The following is an 18,798-nucleotide window of genomic DNA, read 5'->3' on the forward strand; positions in this document are numbered from 1 at the left end:
CGAAATGCTTGCGGTGCGCGCGCCGGATCACGAAGCCGGGCTGCCTGACAAACGTCAGGTCGCTGCCTCGTTTTCACGGGCGGCCGCGAGCTATGACGCAGTCGCCGAACTGCAGCGTGCCGTCGGCACTGCTCTCGCGGATCGCTTGCCCATGGACTTAGAGCCTGAGCGCTGGCTTGATCTGGGCTGCGGTACCGGCTATTTCTCGCGCATCCTGGCCAACCGTTTTGATTCTGCCGAAGGCCTGGCGATGGATATCGCCGAAGGCATGCTGCAGCATGCACGCCCCCAAGGCGGCGCCAGCGCATTCGTGGCCGGCGACGCGGAATGCCTGCCGCTGCATGCCGGATCGGTCGATCTGATCTTCTCCAGCCTGGCGCTGCAATGGTGCGAGGATTTCAGAGCAGTTCTGAGCGAGGCCCACCGAGTATTGCGCCCCGGCGGTGTCCTCGCTTTCACCAGCTTGTGCAGCGGTACCCTGCACGAGCTGCGCGACAGCTGGCAGGCCGTCGATGGACATTCGCATGTGAATCGTTTTCGCTCCGTCGAGCGTTACCGGCAGCTGTGCACAGCCAGCGGATTCCGGCTCGGTTGTCTGGATGTACAGCCTCAAGTGCTTCACTTTGCGGAGCTTCGCCAGTTGACCTATGAGCTCAAGGCGCTCGGCGCGCACAACCTGAATCCCGGTCGCCCGGGTGGGCTTACCGGGCGCGCGCGCATTCGTGCATTGATCCAGGCCTACGAACAATTCCGCACGCCGCTCGGGCTGCCGGCAACCTATCAGGTTGTCTTCGGCGTATTGCACAAGGATCGTTGAGATGTCCGCAGCTTTTTTCGTCACCGGCACAGATACCGAGGTCGGGAAAACTACCATCGCTGCCGGGCTGCTGCATGCCGCACGAATGTCGGGTCTCACCACGGCCGCTTCCAAACCCGTGGCGTCCGGCTGCGAAATGACCGCCGCTGGGTTGCGCAATGGCGATGCACTGGCGTTGCTAGCTGAATGCACGTTGCCGCTGCGCTATGAACAGGTCAATCCGCTGGCTTTCGAACCCGCCATAGCGCCGCATCTTGCTGCACGCGAGGCGGGGGTAGAGTTGAGTGTTGCTGCGCTGGCAGAGCCGGTCCGGCGAATTTTGGCCCTGCAGGCGCAGGTCTCATTGGTTGAAGGCGCAGGCGGCTGGCGCGTGCCGTTGGCCGGTCAAGAGACGCTGTCTGATCTGGCCGTCCAACTGGGTCTGCCGGTAATTCTGGTCGTAGGTGTGCGCCTCGGCTGCATCAATCACGCGCTACTCAGTGCCGAAGCGATCGAGCGTGACGGGCTGAGGCTGGCCGGCTGGGTCGCCAATATCGTTGATCCCACGATGTCACGGCTGGAGGAAAACCTTGCAACGCTCGCCGGACGCATTTCTGCGCCCTGCCTGGGCCGCGTGCCGCATCTGAGATCACCTTCTCCCGCAGAGGTGGCTCGCCATCTTGAGCTGTCTCAGCTCCTTTGATCGTCCGTACAACTCAGGTAATAAAACATCTGCAGTTATAGCGACATGTAACTGGCGTCAAGCGTCCGGCCCTGTTTCAATGATGGCAACCTGCTGCTTTGGAGATCCTCATGCAAATAAACAGTAGTCTTTTAACCGCTGGGCTTGGAGCTTATCAGGCTGGGCAGCAGCGAGTTGAACAGGCTGGCGCAGCAATCGCGGGCCGGACGCTGCCGATGGCCGATACATCCCAGACCTTGAATGACTCGGTCGAGCTGACCGAACAGCTGATTGAGATGAAAGTCGGCGAGCATCAAGCCAAGGCCGGCGCGCGCGTGCTTCAGACCGCAGATGAAGTGCTCGGCACGCTGGTTAACACCAAAGCCTGATTACCTACTGCTGGCCGCTCTGGCCAGCAGCACGGCCCGCCTGTGGCCTCTGAACCTATCTCCCTACTCATCTGCGCCGACGAATGGCGTGCGGGTCGCTGCTTGACATCACTCAGGCCTAAACGTATGTTTCAAACGCCTGTTTGACCTGCCGGGGCAGTGCCGGATGGTCCATTCCAAATCAAGCGTGGCTGCTCTGCCGGCCAGCTGAATCAAGAAACCACCGCTGAGGTTTACGCTATGCCTGACTACAAGGCCCCCTTGCGCGATATCCGCTTTGTACGTGACGAATTGCTCGGCTACGAAGCGCATTACCAGAGCCTTCCGGGTTGTGAAGACGCCACCCCGGACATGGTCAACGCCATTCTCGATGAAGGCGCCAAATTTTGTGAGCAGGTGATCGCCCCCCTCAATCGTGTGGGTGACATTGAAGGTTGTACCTGGAGCGAAAGCGGCGTGAAGACGCCTGCCGGCTTCAAGGAGGCCTACAAGCAGTTCGTCGAAGGCGGCTGGCCGAGCCTGGCTCACGACGTCGAGCACGGCGGTCAGGGTCTGCCTGAGTCGCTCGGTCTGGCCATCAGCGAAATGATCGGCGAAGCCAACTGGTCCTGGGGCATGTATCCCGGCCTGTCCCATGGTGCGATGAATACGCTGCACGAGCACGGTACGCCAGAGCAGCAGCAGGCCTACCTGACCAAGCTGGTCTCTGGTGAGTGGACTGGCACCATGTGCCTGACCGAACCACATTGCGGTACTGATCTTGGCATGCTGCGTACCAAGGCCGAGCCTCAGGCGGACGGCAGCTACAAAGTCTCCGGCACCAAGATCTTCATCTCCGCTGGCGAGCACGACATGGCCGACAACATCGTCCATATCGTATTGGCCCGTCTGCCCGATGCGCCCGCTGGCACCAAGGGTATCTCCCTGTTCATCGTGCCCAAGTTCCTGCCGAACGCCGAAGGTGGTGTTGGCGAGCGTAACGGCGTTTCCTGTGGCTCGCTGGAACACAAGATGGGCATCCACGGCAACGCAACCTGCGTCATGAACTTCGACGGCGCCACGGGCTTCCTGATCGGCCCGCCGAACAAGGGCCTGAACTGCATGTTCACCTTCATGAACACGGCGCGCCTGGGTACAGCTCTGCAAGGCCTGGCACACGCCGAAATCGGCTTCCAGGGTGGCATCAAGTATGCGCGTGAGCGCCTGCAAATGCGTTCGCTGACCGGCCCGAAGGCGCCCGAAAAGGCTGCTGATCCGATCATCGTGCATCCGGACGTGCGCCGTATGCTGTTGACCATGAAGGCCTTTGCCGAAGGCAACCGGGCGATGATGTACTTCGCTGCCAAGCAGGTCGATATCGTCCAGCGCAGCAAGGATGAAGCCGAGCGCAAAGCCGCCGATGCGATGCTCGCGTTCCTGACTCCAATCGCCAAGGCGTTCATGACCGAAGTCGGCTTCGAAGCGGCCAACCACGGCGTGCAGATCTATGGCGGCCACGGCTTCATCGCCGAGTGGGGCATGGAGCAGAACGTGCGCGACAGCCGCATCTCGATGCTGTACGAGGGCACCACCGGTATTCAGGCGCTGGACCTGCTGGGCCGAAAGGTGCTGATGACCCAGGGCGAAGCGCTTAAGGGCTTCACCAAGGTCGTGCACAAGTTCTGCCAGGCCAACGAAGGCAATGAGCCGGTCAAGCAGTTCGTCGAGCCGCTGACCAAGCTGAACAAGGAGTGGGGCGATCTGACCATGAAGGTCGGTATGGCCGCCATGAAGAACCGCGAAGAAGTCGGTGCCGCTTCGGTCGACTACCTGATGTATTGCGGCTACGCCTGCCTGGCCTATTTCTGGGCCGACATGGCGCGTCTGGCGTCGGAGAAGATCGCTGCCGGTGAAGACGCAGACGGCTTCTACACCGCCAAGGTGCAGACCGCGCGCTTCTACTTCCAGCGCATCCTGCCGCGTACGCGTACTCACGTCGAAGCCATGCTATCGGGTGCTGACAACCTGATGGACATGGACGAGGCTCATTTCGAGCTGGCCTACTAAGGCCAGTCGTCACGATGAAACCGCTGCTTCGGCAGCGGTTTTTTTTTGCCTACGATTTTCTTTCGCCGACCATGTTTTCAAACCGGCGGGTGAATGCGTCATCAAGTGCAGGCAGAATGCCGGCTCTTCCACGGCCGTCACCGGAGCCGTCGTGCCTCGCCTGAGCCCCGCACGCGTCAGTCACTTCTATGCGCCACTCGGTCTTCTGGCGGGCGGGCTGGTGGCTGCGCGGCAGCCAAGCCTGAACGAGTTCTTCACCTCGCTGTTCAATGTGTTGCCGACCGTTCTACTGTTGCTCGGCGGAGCCTTCTGCATCGCCTACGCGCGGGTTCGCGAAACCTGCCTGCTGGCAGTCATCTATCTGGTCTATTTTCTGCTCGATACTCAGGTCGATCACTTCCGGATCACCGGCAAACCCCTGCCGGAGGCTGCGCTTACGTTCCACCTGTGCTCTCTGCTGCTTCCGGCGCTCTACGGTCTGTATGGGCTGTGGCATGAGCGAGCCCATTTGTTACAGGATGGGCTGGCGCGTCTGGCCGTGCTCTTTGCCGTGTCGGTGTCGGCATTTGCCCTAGCTCGGCGCTTCCCCGACACCCTGCTCGCATGGTTGACCGAGATTCGCTGGCCGTCGCTGCAGGCGGGCTGGCTGCAGTTGATCCAGCTGGCCTATCCGCTCTTTGTCTTGGCAATACTGGGTCTTCTGGTGCAATACCTGCGGCGACCGCGACCGGTGCATGCCGCTCAGCTGATCGTGCTGCTGGGCCTGCTCCTGATGCTGCCGCAAGTGTTCATTCGACATGGCGCGCTCAACGTCCTGAGCAGTTTGATGATGCTGGCGCTGGTGGTGTCGGTTGCGCAGGAGGCGTATCAGATGGCGTTCCGTGACGAGCTGACCGGACTGCCCGGCCGGCGTGCGTTGAATGAAAAACTGCAACGTCTGGGACGACAGTACGTGATCGCCATGGCGGACGTGGATCGCTTCAAGGCATTCAACGACACCCATGGCCATGATGTCGGTGACGAGGTGTTGCGGCTGGTCGCGAGCAGGCTACGTAAAATCGGCGGCGGAGGACGTGCCTACCGTTATGGAGGAGAGGAGTTCGCGTTGGTATTCCCGGGGCGGGACCTGGAACACTGCCTGCCTCATCTTGAAGCCGTGCGACTGTCGGTCGAGGAATATCCTTTGCAGCTGCGTGACAAACCCAATCGACCTAAGGATGCGGAGCGGGGCCGACAGCGCCGTGGAGCCAGTGCGTCGACGGCCGTCTCGGTGACCATCAGCATCGGCGTGGCGGAGCGGCTTATGAATCAGCGCGCGCCAGAAGAGGTCATCAAGCTGGCCGATCGGGCGCTCTACAGCGCCAAAGCTGCCGGCCGTAACTGCGTCCGTTCCCACGGTGACAACCGTCGCGGTGCGGTGCGGACGGCGAAGGGTTCCGCCTCGGACGCTTAACGGTTATGGCAACGCATTCATCGTGCGCAATGTGATTGTTGGTCAGGTAGATCTGCCAGTAGCGTGCCGGGATAACGATGCCGGTTCTGTTCTGGAGAACGAAAATGCCCGCTTACAAGGCCCCCTTACGTGATATGCGCTTCCTCATTGATGAAGTGTTCGACTTTCATGGCAGCTATGCCGCCAACGGCGCGAGCGATGCGACGCCGGATATGGTCAATGCGATCCTCGAGGAAGGTGCCAAGTTCTGCGAGCAGGTCCTTGCGCCCCTCAACCGTAGCGGCGATGAGGAAGGGTGCCACTTCGACAATAGCGTGGTAACTACGCCGAAGGGCTTCAAGCAAGCCTTTGCCCAGTATGCAGAGGGCGGCTGGATGGGCCTTGCATCGGACCCTGAATATGGTGGACAGGGCCTGCCGCATTCGCTTGGTCTGGTCATTGGTGAAATGATCGGCTCGGCCAATACGTCTTTCGGGATGTATCCCGGGCTGACCCACGGCGCCATGGCTGCGATCGGCGCCCACGGAACCGATCAGCAGAAGCAGGCGTACCTGACCCGGATGACCGAAGGGCGCTGGACCGGCACCATGTGCCTGACCGAGTCCCACTGCGGCACGGACCTGGGCATCATCAAGACGCGTGCAGTCCCGCAGGCCGATGGCAGTTACGCCATCAGTGGCACCAAGATTTTCATTTCGGCCGGCGAGCACGACCTGAGCGAGAATATCGTGCATCTGGTGCTGGCCAAGCTCCCCGATGCGCCGGCTGGAACCAAAGGCATCTCATTGTTCATTGTGCCGAAGTTCCTTCCTGATGCCTCGGGCGAAGCGGGCGCGCGCAACGGGGTTGTCTGCGGTTCCATTGAGCACAAGATGGGCATCAAGGCCTCGGCGACCTGCGTGATCAACTTCGACGGCGCCACCGGGTTCCTCATTGGCGAGCCGAACAAGGGCCTGAACTGCATGTTCACCATGATGAACCACGCCCGGCTGGGTACTGGAATGCAGGGGCTGTGCAGTGGCGAGGCGAGCTTTCAGGGCGCCATCCAGTACGCCAATGAACGCCTGCAGATGCGTGCGCTCACAGGGGCGAAATTTCCGGACAAGCCGGCGGACCCGATCATCGTCCACCCGGATGTACGGCGCATGCTACTGACCATGAAGGCCTTCAATGAAGGCAATCGCGCCCTGGCTTATTTCACCGCGCAGCTGATCGATCAGATCCATAGCCCGGACGCGTCCAAACGCAAGGAGGCTGAAGACCTGCTCGCTTTTCTCACACCCATCTGTAAGGCGTTCATGACCGATTCAGGTCTGGAGGTAACAAACCTCGGGATGCAGGTATTCGGTGGTCACGGCTATATCCGCGAGTGGGGCATGGAGCAGCTGGTTCGCGATTGTCGTATCGCCCCGATCTACGAGGGCACGAACGGCATCCAGGCGCTGGATCTGCTTGGCCGAAAGGTGCTCGGCAGTCAGGGTAAGCTGATGCTGGGTTTCACCAAACAGGTACACAAACTCTGCGAAGCCCATGGGCAGCATCCGCAGCTGCAGCCGTATGTTGCGCAACTGGCGGGTCTCAATCGCGATCTTGGCGAAATCACCCAACGAATCGGTATGGCGGCGATGAAGAACCCGGACGAAGTAGGCGCAGCGTCGGTGGATTATCTGATGTACTGCGGCTACCTGATCCTGGGTTACTTCTGGCTGCGCATGGCCGTTGTCGCCCAAACCAGGCTGGATGCCGCTGATAACGACACTGCCTTCTACCGGTCCAAGCTGACCACTGCCGAGTTCTATTTCACCCGCCTGTTGCCTCGCACCGCTGCGCACAAAGCAGCGATCGAAGCGGGCAGTTCAAGCCTGATGAAACTGGCAGCGGATGAGTTTGCCTTCTGACGCAGCCGCATGGATCGAGCCCGCCAAGTGCGGGCTTTTTTGTTTCGCTTAAAGCTAGCATGGGGCAGGGCGTCGGGACGGCGGATGAAATCGACCTGGCGGTAGATATGAGAACCGATCAGTCATTTCAGGACGCTTCGGGCGCTGATTAGTCTTCAGTTAGACTCGCGAAACTGCTGCGGCCAATCGGCCGGGTGACATGTTTTCTGCGAGGTCTATTCCATGGCTGACTACAAAGCACCGCTGCGCGATATGCGTTTTGTCCTGAATGAAGTCTTCGATGCCCCGAAGCTCTGGCAGACGCTGCCAGCGCTGGCTGAGGTCGTGGACGCAGAAACCGCTGAAGCGATCCTGGAGGAGGCCGGCAAGATCACAGCCAATACAATCGCGCCGCTCAATCGCAGCGGTGACGAGGAAGGTTGCCACTGGAAAGATGGCGTGGTCTCGACTCCGGCGGGCTACCCGCAAGCCTATCGCCTGTACGCCGAAGGCGGCTGGGTAGGCGTGGGCGGCGATCCCGCCTATGGCGGCATGGGCATGCCGAAGGCTATCTCGGCTCAGGTCGAAGAAATGATGAATTCCGCCAGCCTCGCATTCGGGTTGTACCCGATGCTGACATCCGGCGCTTGCCTGTCGATCTATGCCCACGCCAGCGAAGAGTTAAAGCAGAAGTACCTGCCGAACATGTACGCGGGTGTCTGGTCCGGCTCGATGTGCCTGACCGAGCCTCATGCCGGGACGGATCTGGGCATCATCCGCACCAAGGCCGAGCCGCAGGCGGACGGCTCCTACAGGGTCAGCGGCACCAAGATTTTCATCACCGGTGGTGAGCACGATCTCACCGAGAACATCATTCACCTCGTACTCGCCAAGCTGCCAGATGCCCCGGCGGGTTCTCGGGGCATCTCGCTGTTTCTCGTGCCAAAGGTAATGGTCGACGACAACGGCAGTCTGGGTGAGCGCAATAGCCTGAGCTGTGGGTCCATCGAGCACAAGATGGGCATTCAGGCCTCTGCTACATGCGTCATGAACTTCGATGGCGCGACGGGCTGGATGGTCGGCGAGCCGAACAAGGGCTTGGCGGCGATGTTCACGATGATGAACTACGAGCGTCTGGGTGTAGGCATTCAAGGGCTTTCCACCGGAGAGCGCTCATACCAGAGCGCCATCGACTACGCCCGCGAGCGCACACAGAGTCGCGCACCGACCGGGCCGGTATCGCAGGATAAAGCCGCGGATCCCATCATTGTGCATCCGGACGTGCGTCGGATGCTGCTGACCATGAAAGCCCTGAACGAGGGCGGACGGGCCTTCTCCAGCTACGTTGCGTTGCAGCTGGACATCGCCAAGTTCAGCGATGATGCCGAAGCCCGTCAGCGTGCCGAAGCGCAAGTGGCTTTGCTGACCCCTGTGGCCAAGGCATTCCTCACCGACATGGGGCTGGAAACCACCATCCATGGCCAGCAGATCTTCGGTGGCCACGGCTTCATCCGTGAATGGGGTCAGGAGCAGCTTGTTCGTGATTGCCGTATCACTCAGATTTACGAAGGCACCAACGGCATCCAGGCGCTGGACCTGCTCGGGCGCAAGGTCGTTGGCAGCGGCGGCGAACTCTATAACGCTTTTGCCGACGAGATCCGTAGCTATTGCACAGCTGCCGGCGCGGAACTGGGCGAATTCGTCACACCTCTGAAAGCGGCGCTCAAAACGCTCGATGAACTCACGGCTTTCGTTCTTGATGCAGCTAAGAACAACCCCAATGAAATCGGCGCTGCTTCTGTGGAGTATCTGCATGCGTTCGGCTACACCGCTTACGCCTACATGTGGGCGCGAATGGCCGGAGCAGCGATGGGTAAGGAAGGCCAGGATGACTTCTATGCCAGCAAGCTGGGCACAGCGCGCTTCTACTTTGCGCGTCTCCTACCCCGCATTCATTCGTTGAGTGCCTCAGTACGTGCCGGCAGCGATTCACTCTATCTGCTGGACGCTGCGCAGTTCTAACCGGAATTAAGCTGTAGCGGCACATTGAAATTAATTCGCCACCTTGCGGAACAAAGCGCCACTACTTAAGTCCTAGATCTGCATCATTTGTAAGTTATCGCTTACATAAAGCGCTCAAGGAAGGGTGCTTTGTAAGCATTCACTTACAAAGCGTGGTGCAGATTGCTACTACAGGTCCATCGGACTGCACGGTAGTCTTTTGCACCGTGGACGCCGCGTAGGGAAGCGCTCAAAAAACATGGATGCGTAGCGGAACGACGCCAGGATGGCGTAAGTCACGGATGTCAGGATTCAGTCTGCAAAGGCCCCGCTTCGGCGGGGTTTTCTTTTTATGGCCCCTGCCGATCAAGCCGCAGAGCCATATCGCTATTCCCGAAGCTGGGCTAGATCCAGTCCGCCAGATGCAAGATTGCCGAACTCAGGCAAATACACGCAGGGTCACGGCTAATCCCTGCGCTTAATCTCGCTTATCAAGCCGGCATGCAGACCCCAGTGCCGCCAAGGCCGCAGTAACCGCCTGGATTCTTGGCCAGATACTGCTGATGGTAAGTCTCGGCGTAATAAAACGCAGGGGCAGCGCTGATTTCCGTGGTGATCTCACCCAGACCATGCTTCTCCAGCTCCGCCTGAAAGCGCGATTCGCTGGCGCGGGCAGCTTCCAGCTGAGCGGCATCGAAGCAATAGATCGCGGAACGGTACTGAGTGCCGATATCGTTGCCCTGGCGCATGCCCTGAGTTGGGTTGTGTGCTTCCCAGAACAGCTTCAGCAGCTCGTCGTAGGAAATCACCTGCGGATCGAACACTACGAGCACTGCTTCAGTGTGCCCGGTCAAACCAGAGCAAACCTCTTCGTAGGTCGGGTTGGGTGTGTGGCCCCCCGCGTAGATCACCGCGGTGGTCCAGACGCCTGGCTGCTCCCAGAAGCGCCGCTCAGCTCCCCAGAAACAGCCCATGGCAAATACGGCCTGTTGCAGATTCGCCGGGAAGGGCGGCTGGAGCGGGTTCTGGTTGACGAAGTGGGCTGCAGGCACCGGCACTGCCGTGGCGCGTCCTGGCAGGGCTTGCCCTGCATCCGGTATGGCCTGTTTGTGAACGAGAATTTGGGAGCGCAGAGTCATGGTGGTCCTCAAGCCTGGAGATCGAATTGCCTAGGCGTAGCCTAGGCTACCAAGCTGACAAAACCAATGCGCTGCGCCCGCTCGTGACGCGGACGAAAGGTCAGAGCCAGTTGGGGTAGCGGCTGAGAGAGCTGATGAGCTGGCTGCCGGGGATGGGCTTGTCGAAGAGATAGCCCTGCCCGATGTCGCAGCGCTGATGACGAAGAAAGGCCAGCTGCTCGACGGTTTCGATTCCCTCGGCCACCACCTTGAGGTTGAGATTCCTGGCCATTGCGATCACGGCCGAAGTGATCTCGATATCGTCCTGATTGTCCGGAATGTCCTTGATGAAGCTTCGATCGATCTTGATGACATCGATGGGAAATTTCTTCAGGTAGCTCAGCGACGAGTAACCGGTGCCGAAGTCGTCCATCGCCAGGGTGACGCCCAGCGCCTTCAATCCGATCAGCTGCTGGCGTGTATCTTCAGTCGCTTCGAGGAGCAGGCTTTCGGTCAGCTCCAGTTCCAGGCAGGCCGCGGGGAAGCGCTCCTCGGCCAGAATCGCGGCAATCGAGCCCACCAGATCCGGATCTGAGAATTGCTTCGGCGAAAGGTTTATCGCTATCTGCGGCGAGCCGTTGCCCAGCGCTGCGAGCTGTATGCCCATCCGGCACGCTTCACGCGCGACCCACTTGCCGATTGGGATAATCAGCCCGGTTTCCTCGGCGACACCGATGAATTGGTCCGGTCGGATCATGCCTTTTTCCGGGTGATTCCATCGCAGGAGCGCTTCGAGGCCCTGCAGGCGGCCGCTGCGCAGACAGAGTTTGGGCTGATAAAAGACCTCCAGCTCGTTCTGCACCAACGCTCGACGCAAATTGTTCTCTACGAAGAGCTTGTAATTCGCCTCGGCGTGCAAGGCTTCGGTAAAGACCTGAACCTGATTCTTGCCGTTGGCCTTGGCCTTGTGTAGCGCTTGACCGGCATGCTTCATCAGCGTTTCAGGGTCGGTGCCATGCACTGGCGAACAGGCAAGCCCCAGCGAGGCACTGACGCTGATCAGCTGTTTGTCCACGAACAGTGGCTTGTCCAGTATGCGCAGCACTTGATGCGCAAGATGTTGGCCCTCTTCAAGATCCATGTCGTCGAGCAGCAGAGCGAACTCGTTGCTTGCAAAGCGTGCCAGCACACTGTCGCGGCTCAGGCTGTTGCGAAGCCGGCGGGCGAGACTGGTCAACAGCTTGTCGCCGGTCTGGTGGCCAAGGCTGTCATTGATGCGCTTGAAGTTGTCGATGTCCACCAGCAACAGACACACCTTTGGCTCTTTGGTGGTAGCGAAGCGCTCTTCGATGCTGCGAATGAAGAACGGACGGTTGCCGAGGCTGGTCAGGTTGTCGGTGTAGGCCAGGCGCTCGATATGCTGCTGCGCCACTTTGCTCTGTGTGATGTCTTCGTAAATGCCGATGTAATGCGTGAGTTCGCCTTGCTCGCCGAACACTTTGGAAATGGACAGTTGCCCCCAGTACGGTTCGAGATTCTTGCGTCGACTGCGGAACTCCCCTTGCCAGCTGTTGCTTTTGGTCAATGTTGAAGAGGTGTCGAACAGCAGTTCGCTGAGATTTTCCAGAGCGGTCAGGTCAGCCAGGCGTCGACCACGGACTTCGTCGGCTGAAAACTGGGTGATGGAGGTGAAGCTGGGGTTCACATATTCGACGATGCCTTCCCGGTCGACCAGGATGAACGCGCTGGCGCTCTGTTCCACCGCGCGCTGGAAAAGGTGCAGTGTGTGGGTGGCGCTGAGGCGCTGCTGATTGGCTAGCACCTGTGCGTACTGATCGGCCAGTTCGCCCGCGAACGCTGCCTCGTCGGTATGCCAGGTCCGACTGCACCCGGAGTGCTCCAGGCAGAGCACGCCGATCAACTCGCCACCGATACGGATGGATGCGTCCAGGATCGAGGTAATACCGCGAGGTTTGAAATAATTGCCGAGCAGCTCCTGAGTTCTGACGTCTTCGATGACGTTGGTGACATCGATGACCCGGCCGCTGTGCAGGGCTTCCACATACCGGGGACACTCGGACAGATCGAGCGACTGTGGATACTCCATGCTTCCTTTGTCGCGTCGGTAAGCGGCGATGGGTTCGAGTTGATCACCGTTCACGTGCCAGATGGACGCCCGTGCGATCCCATAGGCTTCGCTGGCCGCCTGGGTGATCAATTGAGCGGCTTCGAGCTGCGGATCAACCGCGCTATAGCGATGCCTTGCCAGACGCACGATCAGGCTCTGCTGGGCCCGTGAGCGAATGAGATGCTCAAGGTGATCGTCCTGAGCGTGCTGGTAGAACTCAAGCGAAGAGCGGAGCTTTGCGTTCTGCGATTCCAGCGCGGGTGAGTCCCCAGCGGCATGCGGTTCGACGATCAGGTAGCCCCGAACCAATTCTCGGCCATACTGCTGGCAGACTTCGCCGGTTTCCAGCACGTCTCTAGGACCGTTTGCGGTGTGGAGGCAGTAACGGATGGAGTAATGGCCCTGGCTCGACAGCTGGGCCTGTACGACGTCATGGAGTCGAAGTCGGACCTGGGGCTCCATGAGGCTGGCGTACGGTGAGTCGATCAGCGAGCATAGGTCCTGAGCGGGCAGACCCAGATGTCGCTCGCAGGCTGGATCAAGGAATAGCAGTGCCCAGCTGGACTCGTTCAAACGCTCGAAGCGCAGCATGCCCAGCCTCGAAGGCACTGGCAACTGCGTCACAACCTCGGTCGCCAAACGGCTGGCGGCATCGGTATGTATTTTCATCGAGCGGTTTGCTTCCAGTATGCTGCGGGAGTCGCTTCGTTAGCCGCAGCTTAGACGCTTTTTAGGGCGCAGCGATGGCTAAATAATATTAATTATCGCAAGGGTGCATCATGCAGCAGGGACTGACAAGTCGGCTATCAAAGTTACTGTTGATCTCGGTTTTCCTGATCGCCAGCGGGCAGCTGAAAGCCGCTGAGTCGAACGCCTTGGGTTCTGATGAATCGGCCCGATATCTGGGTGAGCTCAAAGCGCTTTATCTAACTTCGGATGAGCGAAAAGCCCTGCTGACGCACAGCAATGCGCTGCTCAAAACCTATGGTCTACGCGCTGAATATCAAGTCGGTCAGGCGAATCCGGCAGACCTGCAATACCAGTTGAGCGTCGGCTCGCCCGGGGAGCTGCGTATTCGTGAAGAGCGCCGCGATGCGTCCGGCAACCTTGCGGTTCGCAACCGCGGCTTCTCGGTGTTCGGCCTGGACCCCTTCATTCAATATCAATGTCCGCCTCAGGGTGTGGTGTGTGCGTTTGGTAGCCCAACTGGCGGGGACCCGTGGTTGACGATCCTTCGCGATCCCAAGGGAGCCGAAGAGCTAGCCAAGGCCTTGTCATTTCTGTTTCGCAACCTGCAAAAGGGCTGACTGTCGCAGGTGAGTTCATATCGCAGTAAACAAAAAACCCGCTAACAGCGGGTTTTTTGTCGTTCATCCGATCACAGCAGCATGGTACGGATGTCTGCCAGAAGCTCGGACAGGCGCTTGGTGAAGCGCGCCGCCGCGGCGCCGTTGATGACCCTGTGGTCATAGGACAACGAAAGCGGCAGCATCAGGCGAGGCTGGAAGGCCTTGCCATCCCACACTGGCTGCATGGTCGCCTTGGATACACCGAGGATCGCCACCTCCGGCGCATTGACGATCGGCGTAAAGCCGGTTCCGCCAATGTGGCCGAGGCTCGAGATCGTGAAGCAGGCGCCCTGCATGGCATCCGGCGAAAGCTTCTTGGTGCGCGCCTTCTCGGCCAGCTCAGCTGCTTCGCCCGCCAATTGCAGCAAGCTCTTCTGATCCACGTTCTTGATCACCGGTACCAGCAAGCCGTCCGGGGTATCCACGGCGAAGCCGATGTGAACGTACTTCTTACGGATCACAGCCTTGCCGCTTGGCGCTAGCGAGGCATTGAACTCAGGCAGCTCTTTGAGCAGATGCGCGCAGGCTTTGAGCAAAAGTGGCAGTACCGTCAGCTTAACGCCCGCTTTTTCGGCGACTGCTTTCTGCGAAACGCGGAAGGCTTCCAGTTCAGTGATGTCAGACGATTCGAACTGAGTCACGTGTGGCACGTTGAGCCAGCTGCGGTGCAGATTGGCTGCGCCGACCTGCATCAGGCGCGTCATTGGCACTTCTTCGATTTCACCAAACTTGCTGAAATCAATCTCGGGGATCGGGGGAATACCCGACCCACCCGAAGCGCCTGTGGCTGGGCCCTGCTTGGCCTTGGTCATCATGGTCTTGACGTAGGCTTGGACGTCCTCCTTGAGGATCCGCCCTTTGGGGCCTGTGCCAGTGACGTCTGCCAGTTCCACACCGAACTCACGTGCCGTCATACGGACCGCTGGGCCAGCGTGCACCTTGGTGCCAGCCTTGCTGGGGCCGCTCACTGCTGGAGCTGGCGTCGCGGAGGCCTGGGCTTCCGGTACGCCCTGCTTGTTGGGTGCGACCGTGGTCTGCTGGGACGCGGCTTCCTGCGGCTTGGCTTCGGCTTTCTTCGCCGGAGCTGCGCCTGCGACTTTAAGCGTCAGAATCAGGTCACCGGTCTTCGCTTCGTCGCCAACCTTGATCGACAGCGATTCAACCACCCCGGCCTTGGGGGCTGGGATTTCCATGCTGGCCTTGTCGGATTCCAGCGTGATCAGCGACTGATCCGCCTCGACGCTGTCGCCGGCCCTGATCATCACTTCGATCACATTGGCACTGCCGCTGGAACCGATATCCGGGATACGAACTTCTTCCACGGACTCGCCTGCCGATTCTGCGGGCTCTTCAGCCGCCTGCTCGGTTAGCTTTTCCTTGGGCTGACTTTGCGGTGCACTGCTGGCCGTCGCCGGCTTGCTTGCTGCCTCGCCTTTGAGGATGAGTATCAGATCGCCGGTGCCGACTTCGTCGCCGACTTTGACGGAGATGCTCTCAACCACGCCGGCGGCTGGAGATGGGATCTCCATGCTAGCCTTGTCGGATTCCAGGGTGATCAACGCCTGCTCGGCGGCAATGGTATCGCCTGCTTTGACCGAAATTTCGATCACGCTGGCTTTGCCGGACGAACCGATGTCCGGAACCTTGATTTCCTGCGATTCGCCTTCCTCAGCCGAAGCTGACGGATTTGTATCGCCCGGAGGAGTCGGCTCTTCAGCTTCATCGGCAGGACCACCGCTGCTGGCGCCGGCTGGCTCGGCAGCGGCTTGCGCCGGCGCCTCACTGTCCTGTTCTTCGCTTTCCAGTTCGAGCAGGTCGTCGCCTTCTTTCAGTCGATCACCGAGCTTGACCTTCAGGGCTTTCACCACGCCCGCCTTGGGCGCCGGGATTTCCATGCTGGCCTTGTCAGATTCGAGCGTCAGGATGCTCTGGTCGGCTTCGATACGGTCGCCAACCTTGACGAACAACTCGATTACTTCACCCTCACCGCTGCCGATGTCGGGTACGCGTATGGTTTCACTCACAATAGGTTCTCCTGTGCGCACGCAGCATCAGCAATCCAGCGGATTGCGCTTCTCGGGGTCGATACCGAACTCGGTGATGGCATTGGCCACGACCGTGCGTTCGATGGCGCCGCGATCGGCGAGTGCCTGCAGTGCCGCGACGGCAACCCAGCGACGGTCGACTTCAAAGAAGTCACGCAGCTTGGCGCGCGAGTCGCTGCGGCCGAAGCCGTCGGTACCCAGCACGTGGTATTCGCGTGATGGGATCCACTGACGAATCTGATCGGCGAACAGCTTCATGTAGTCGGTCGAGGCTACAACCGGGCCTTCGCGGCCTTCCAGACACTGCTCGACGTACGTCTTGCGCGGCTCTTCGGTCGGGTGCAGACGGTTCCAGCGATCCACTGCCAGGCCATCGCGGCGTAGCTCATTGAAGCTAGTGACGCTCCATACGTCGGCGCCCACGCCCATCTTGGCGAGGATGTCCACCGCAGCACGCACTTCACGCAGGATTGTGCCCGAACCCAGGAGCTGCACACGGTGCTTGAAGTCGCCCTTGGCTTCCTCGAGCAAGTACATGCCCTTGAGGATGCCGTCTTCGACGCCCTGCGGCATGGCCGGCTGCTGGTAGTTTTCGTTCATTACGGTGATGTAGTAGTAGACGCTCTTCTGCTGCTCCATCATCTCGTACATGCCGTGATGCATGATCACTGCCAGTTCGTAACCGTAGGTAGGGTCATAGCTTCGGCAGTTGGGGATGGTGCTGGCGAGGATATGGCTGTGCCCGTCCTCGTGCTGCAGGCCTTCACCGTTCAGCGTGGTGCGTCCGGCGGTACCGCCCAGCAGGAAGCCGCGGGTCTGTGCATCGCCGGCTGCCCAAGCCAGGTCGCCGATGCGCTGGAAGCCGAACATCGAGTAGAAGATGTAGACCGGCAGCATTGGCTGGTTGTAGTTGCTGTAGGCAGTACCGGCTGCGATGAACGAGGAGAACGCGCCGGCCTCGTTGAGGCCTTCCTGCAGGATCTGGCCGTCCTTTTCTTCGCGGTAGTACATCACCTGGTCACGGTCGACCGGCTCGTACAGCTGCCCCACCGGGGAATAAATACCCAGCTGGCGGAACATGCCCTCCATGCCGAACGTACGCGCCTCGTCGGCGAGGATCGGCACGATGCGCTTGCCCAGATCCTTGTCCTTCACCAGCTGCGACAAGATCCGACCGAACGCCATGGTGGTGGAGATCTCGCGATCGCCGGAACCGTCGAGCACGGCTTTGAGCGTGTCTAGCGGCGGTGTTGGGATGCTGAAGCTCTTCGGTCGGCGTTGCGGCAGGGAACCACCGAGCTTCTCGCGGCACTTGCGTAGGTAGCGCATCTCGGCGCTGTCTTCGGCCGGGCGGTAGAACGGCAATTCTTCGAGCTGCGAATCGTTGACCGGGATGTCGAAGCGATCGCGGAACATCTTCAGGCTGTCGATATCGACTTTCTTGGTGTTGTGGGCGATGTTCTTCGCCTCACCGGCACCGGTGCCGTAGCCCTTGATGGTTTTGGCCAGAATGACCGTCGGCTGACCCTTATGGTTGACGGCCTGGTGGTAGGCCGCATAGACCTTGTAGGGGTCATGGCCGCCGCGGTTGAGCTTCCAGACTTCCTCGTCGGACATCTTCTCGACGCGTTTGAGCAATTCCGGATCGGCACCAAAGAAGTGCTTGCGCACGTAGGCGCCGTCTTTGGCTTTGTAGTTCTGGTATTCCCCGTCAATAGCCTCGTCCATGCGGCGCTGCATGCGACCGTCTTCGTCGGCGGCGAACAGTGGGTCCCACAGGCGGCCCCAAACGACCTTGTTCACGTTCCAGTTGGCACCTTTGAATACGCCTTCCAGCTCTTGGATGATCTTGCTGTTACCGCGGACCGGGCCGTCCAGGCGCTGCAGATTGCAGTTGATCACGAACACCAGGTTGTCGAGGTTTTCCCGGCCGGCCAGGGAGATGGCCCCCAAGGTTTCCGGCTCATCGCACTCGCCATCGCCGATGAAGCACCAGACGCGCTGCTTGCCTTTCGGAATGAAGCCGCGGTTTTCCAGGTACTTCATGAAGCGTGCCTGGTAGATCGCGGTGATCGGACCGAGGCCCATGGAAACGGTCGGGAACTGCCAGAAGTCTGGCATCAGGTGCGGGTGCGGATAGCTCGATAGGCCCTGTCCGTCCACTTCCTGGCGGAAGTTGAGCATCTGATCTTCGGTCAGGCGGCCTTCGAGGAAGGCGCGGGCGTAGATGCCGGGTGAGGCATGCCCCTGATAGTAGATCAGGTCGCCGCCGTGCTCTTCCGTTGGGGCCTGGAAGAAGTAGTTGAAACCGATGTCATACAGCGTCGCGCTGGAAGCGAAGGTGGAGATGTGTCCACCCAGATCCGGATCCCTCATGTTCGCGCGCATCACCATCGCCAGTGCATTCCAGCGGACTAGGGAGCGAATACGGCGCTCCATGAACAAATCGCCGGGCATTTTGGCTTCACGGGTGACGGGGATGGTGTTGCGGTACGGCGTGGTGATGCCGTAGGGCAGCGGTGTGCCGCTGCGGGTGGCCAGTTCCCCCATCCGGGTCATCAGATAGTGGGCGCGGTCTTCACCTTCGCGGTCGAGAACGGACTCGAGGGCGTCCAGCCATTCCTGGGTTTCGACGGGATCGAGATCTTGCATGGCTTGCTCCAGGGCGGAAAGGCTTCCAGAATCGGTTGCCTGCTTCGCTGCCGGCTTTGTGAGCCGGTGCGTTTATGTTCTTGGATGATTGCCGGGGGTAGAGCCGGGCTCTGTAGTTTTACTACAAAACCACCGTCGTTTCAGCCCCCTGCCATTGTCTTTCGTAGTAAAACTACATCTGTGCGATCTGGCCTGACTCGTTAGTTCTCTCGGGAAAGGCTCTAATACGGGCGCTCCCGCTTTCTCGCGGCCGTTCATGGCT

General features: G+C 59.9%; 12 protein-coding genes. 8 read left to right on the top strand and 4 right to left on the bottom strand.

Annotated elements, in window-relative coordinates; translation table 11 throughout:
- Positions 1-4: 4 nt before the first annotated feature.
- The 7 genes from bioC (at position 5) to NA619_RS03005 (ending at position 9,265) form a co-directional block, all read left to right on the top strand.
- On the top strand, positions 5-817 hold the full coding sequence (gene bioC / locus NA619_RS02975; protein ID WP_423836795.1) for a malonyl-ACP O-methyltransferase BioC: 813 nt from the start codon (positions 5-7) through the stop codon (positions 815-817).
- Between the two features lies 1 nt (position 818).
- Positions 819-1,499 (top strand): dethiobiotin synthase, encoded by a 681-nt coding sequence (gene bioD, locus NA619_RS02980; RefSeq protein ID WP_255959787.1) that lies wholly within the window; start codon positions 819-821, stop codon positions 1,497-1,499.
- A gap of 110 nt (positions 1,500-1,609) precedes the next feature.
- The gene (locus NA619_RS02985) at positions 1,610-1,867 is read left to right on the top strand and encodes a hypothetical protein (protein WP_255959789.1); all 258 of its coding nucleotides are present in this window, start codon (positions 1,610-1,612) and stop codon (positions 1,865-1,867) included.
- Positions 1,868-2,107: 240 nt separating this feature from the next.
- A complete protein-coding gene (locus tag NA619_RS02990) occupies positions 2,108-3,913 on the top strand; it encodes a phenylacyl-CoA dehydrogenase (protein WP_255959790.1) in 1,806 nt (601 codons plus the stop codon).
- A 151-nt stretch (positions 3,914-4,064) separates the two neighbouring features.
- The gene (locus NA619_RS02995) at positions 4,065-5,366 is read left to right on the top strand and encodes a GGDEF domain-containing protein (RefSeq protein ID WP_255959792.1); all 1,302 of its coding nucleotides are present in this window, start codon (positions 4,065-4,067) and stop codon (positions 5,364-5,366) included.
- Positions 5,367-5,470: 104 nt separating this feature from the next.
- On the top strand, positions 5,471-7,264 hold the full coding sequence (locus NA619_RS03000; protein WP_255959794.1) for an acyl-CoA dehydrogenase C-terminal domain-containing protein: 1,794 nt from the start codon (positions 5,471-5,473) through the stop codon (positions 7,262-7,264).
- Positions 7,265-7,486: 222 nt separating this feature from the next.
- A complete protein-coding gene (locus NA619_RS03005; protein WP_255959796.1) occupies positions 7,487-9,265 on the top strand; it encodes an acyl-CoA dehydrogenase C-terminal domain-containing protein in 1,779 nt (592 codons plus the stop codon).
- Positions 9,266-9,735: 470 nt separating this feature from the next.
- Here the strand turns inward: NA619_RS03005 and msrA are convergent, their stop codons facing one another.
- Both msrA and NA619_RS03015 read right to left on the bottom strand, forming a co-directional pair.
- Positions 9,736-10,383, bottom strand: a complete 648-nt coding sequence (gene msrA / locus NA619_RS03010; RefSeq protein WP_255959798.1) for a peptide-methionine (S)-S-oxide reductase MsrA — start codon at positions 10,381-10,383, stop codon at positions 9,736-9,738.
- Between the two features lie 100 nt (positions 10,384-10,483).
- Positions 10,484-13,159: a bifunctional diguanylate cyclase/phosphodiesterase gene (locus NA619_RS03015; protein ID WP_255959800.1), complete on the bottom strand. Its 2,676-nt coding sequence runs from the start codon at positions 13,157-13,159 to the stop codon at positions 10,484-10,486.
- 110 nt (positions 13,160-13,269) lie between these two features.
- On the opposite strand from NA619_RS03015, the gene NA619_RS03020 reads away from it, so the two are divergent.
- Complete coding sequence (locus NA619_RS03020) at positions 13,270-13,797, top strand: hypothetical protein (RefSeq protein WP_255959802.1); 528 nt, start codon at positions 13,270-13,272, stop codon at positions 13,795-13,797.
- 71 nt (positions 13,798-13,868) lie between these two features.
- Here NA619_RS03020 and aceF read toward each other — a convergent pair whose 3' ends face one another.
- Positions 13,869-15,863 (bottom strand): dihydrolipoyllysine-residue acetyltransferase, encoded by a 1,995-nt coding sequence (gene aceF / locus NA619_RS03025; protein ID WP_255959804.1) that lies wholly within the window; start codon positions 15,861-15,863, stop codon positions 13,869-13,871.
- A gap of 27 nt (positions 15,864-15,890) precedes the next feature.
- Positions 15,891-18,536, bottom strand: a complete 2,646-nt coding sequence (aceE, locus tag NA619_RS03030) for a pyruvate dehydrogenase (acetyl-transferring), homodimeric type (RefSeq protein ID WP_255959805.1) — start codon at positions 18,534-18,536, stop codon at positions 15,891-15,893.
- Positions 18,537-18,798 lie beyond the last annotated feature (262 nt).

This window comes from Stutzerimonas stutzeri, from assembly GCF_024448895.1.
GTDB lineage: Bacteria > Pseudomonadota > Gammaproteobacteria > Pseudomonadales > Pseudomonadaceae > Stutzerimonas > Stutzerimonas stutzeri_Q.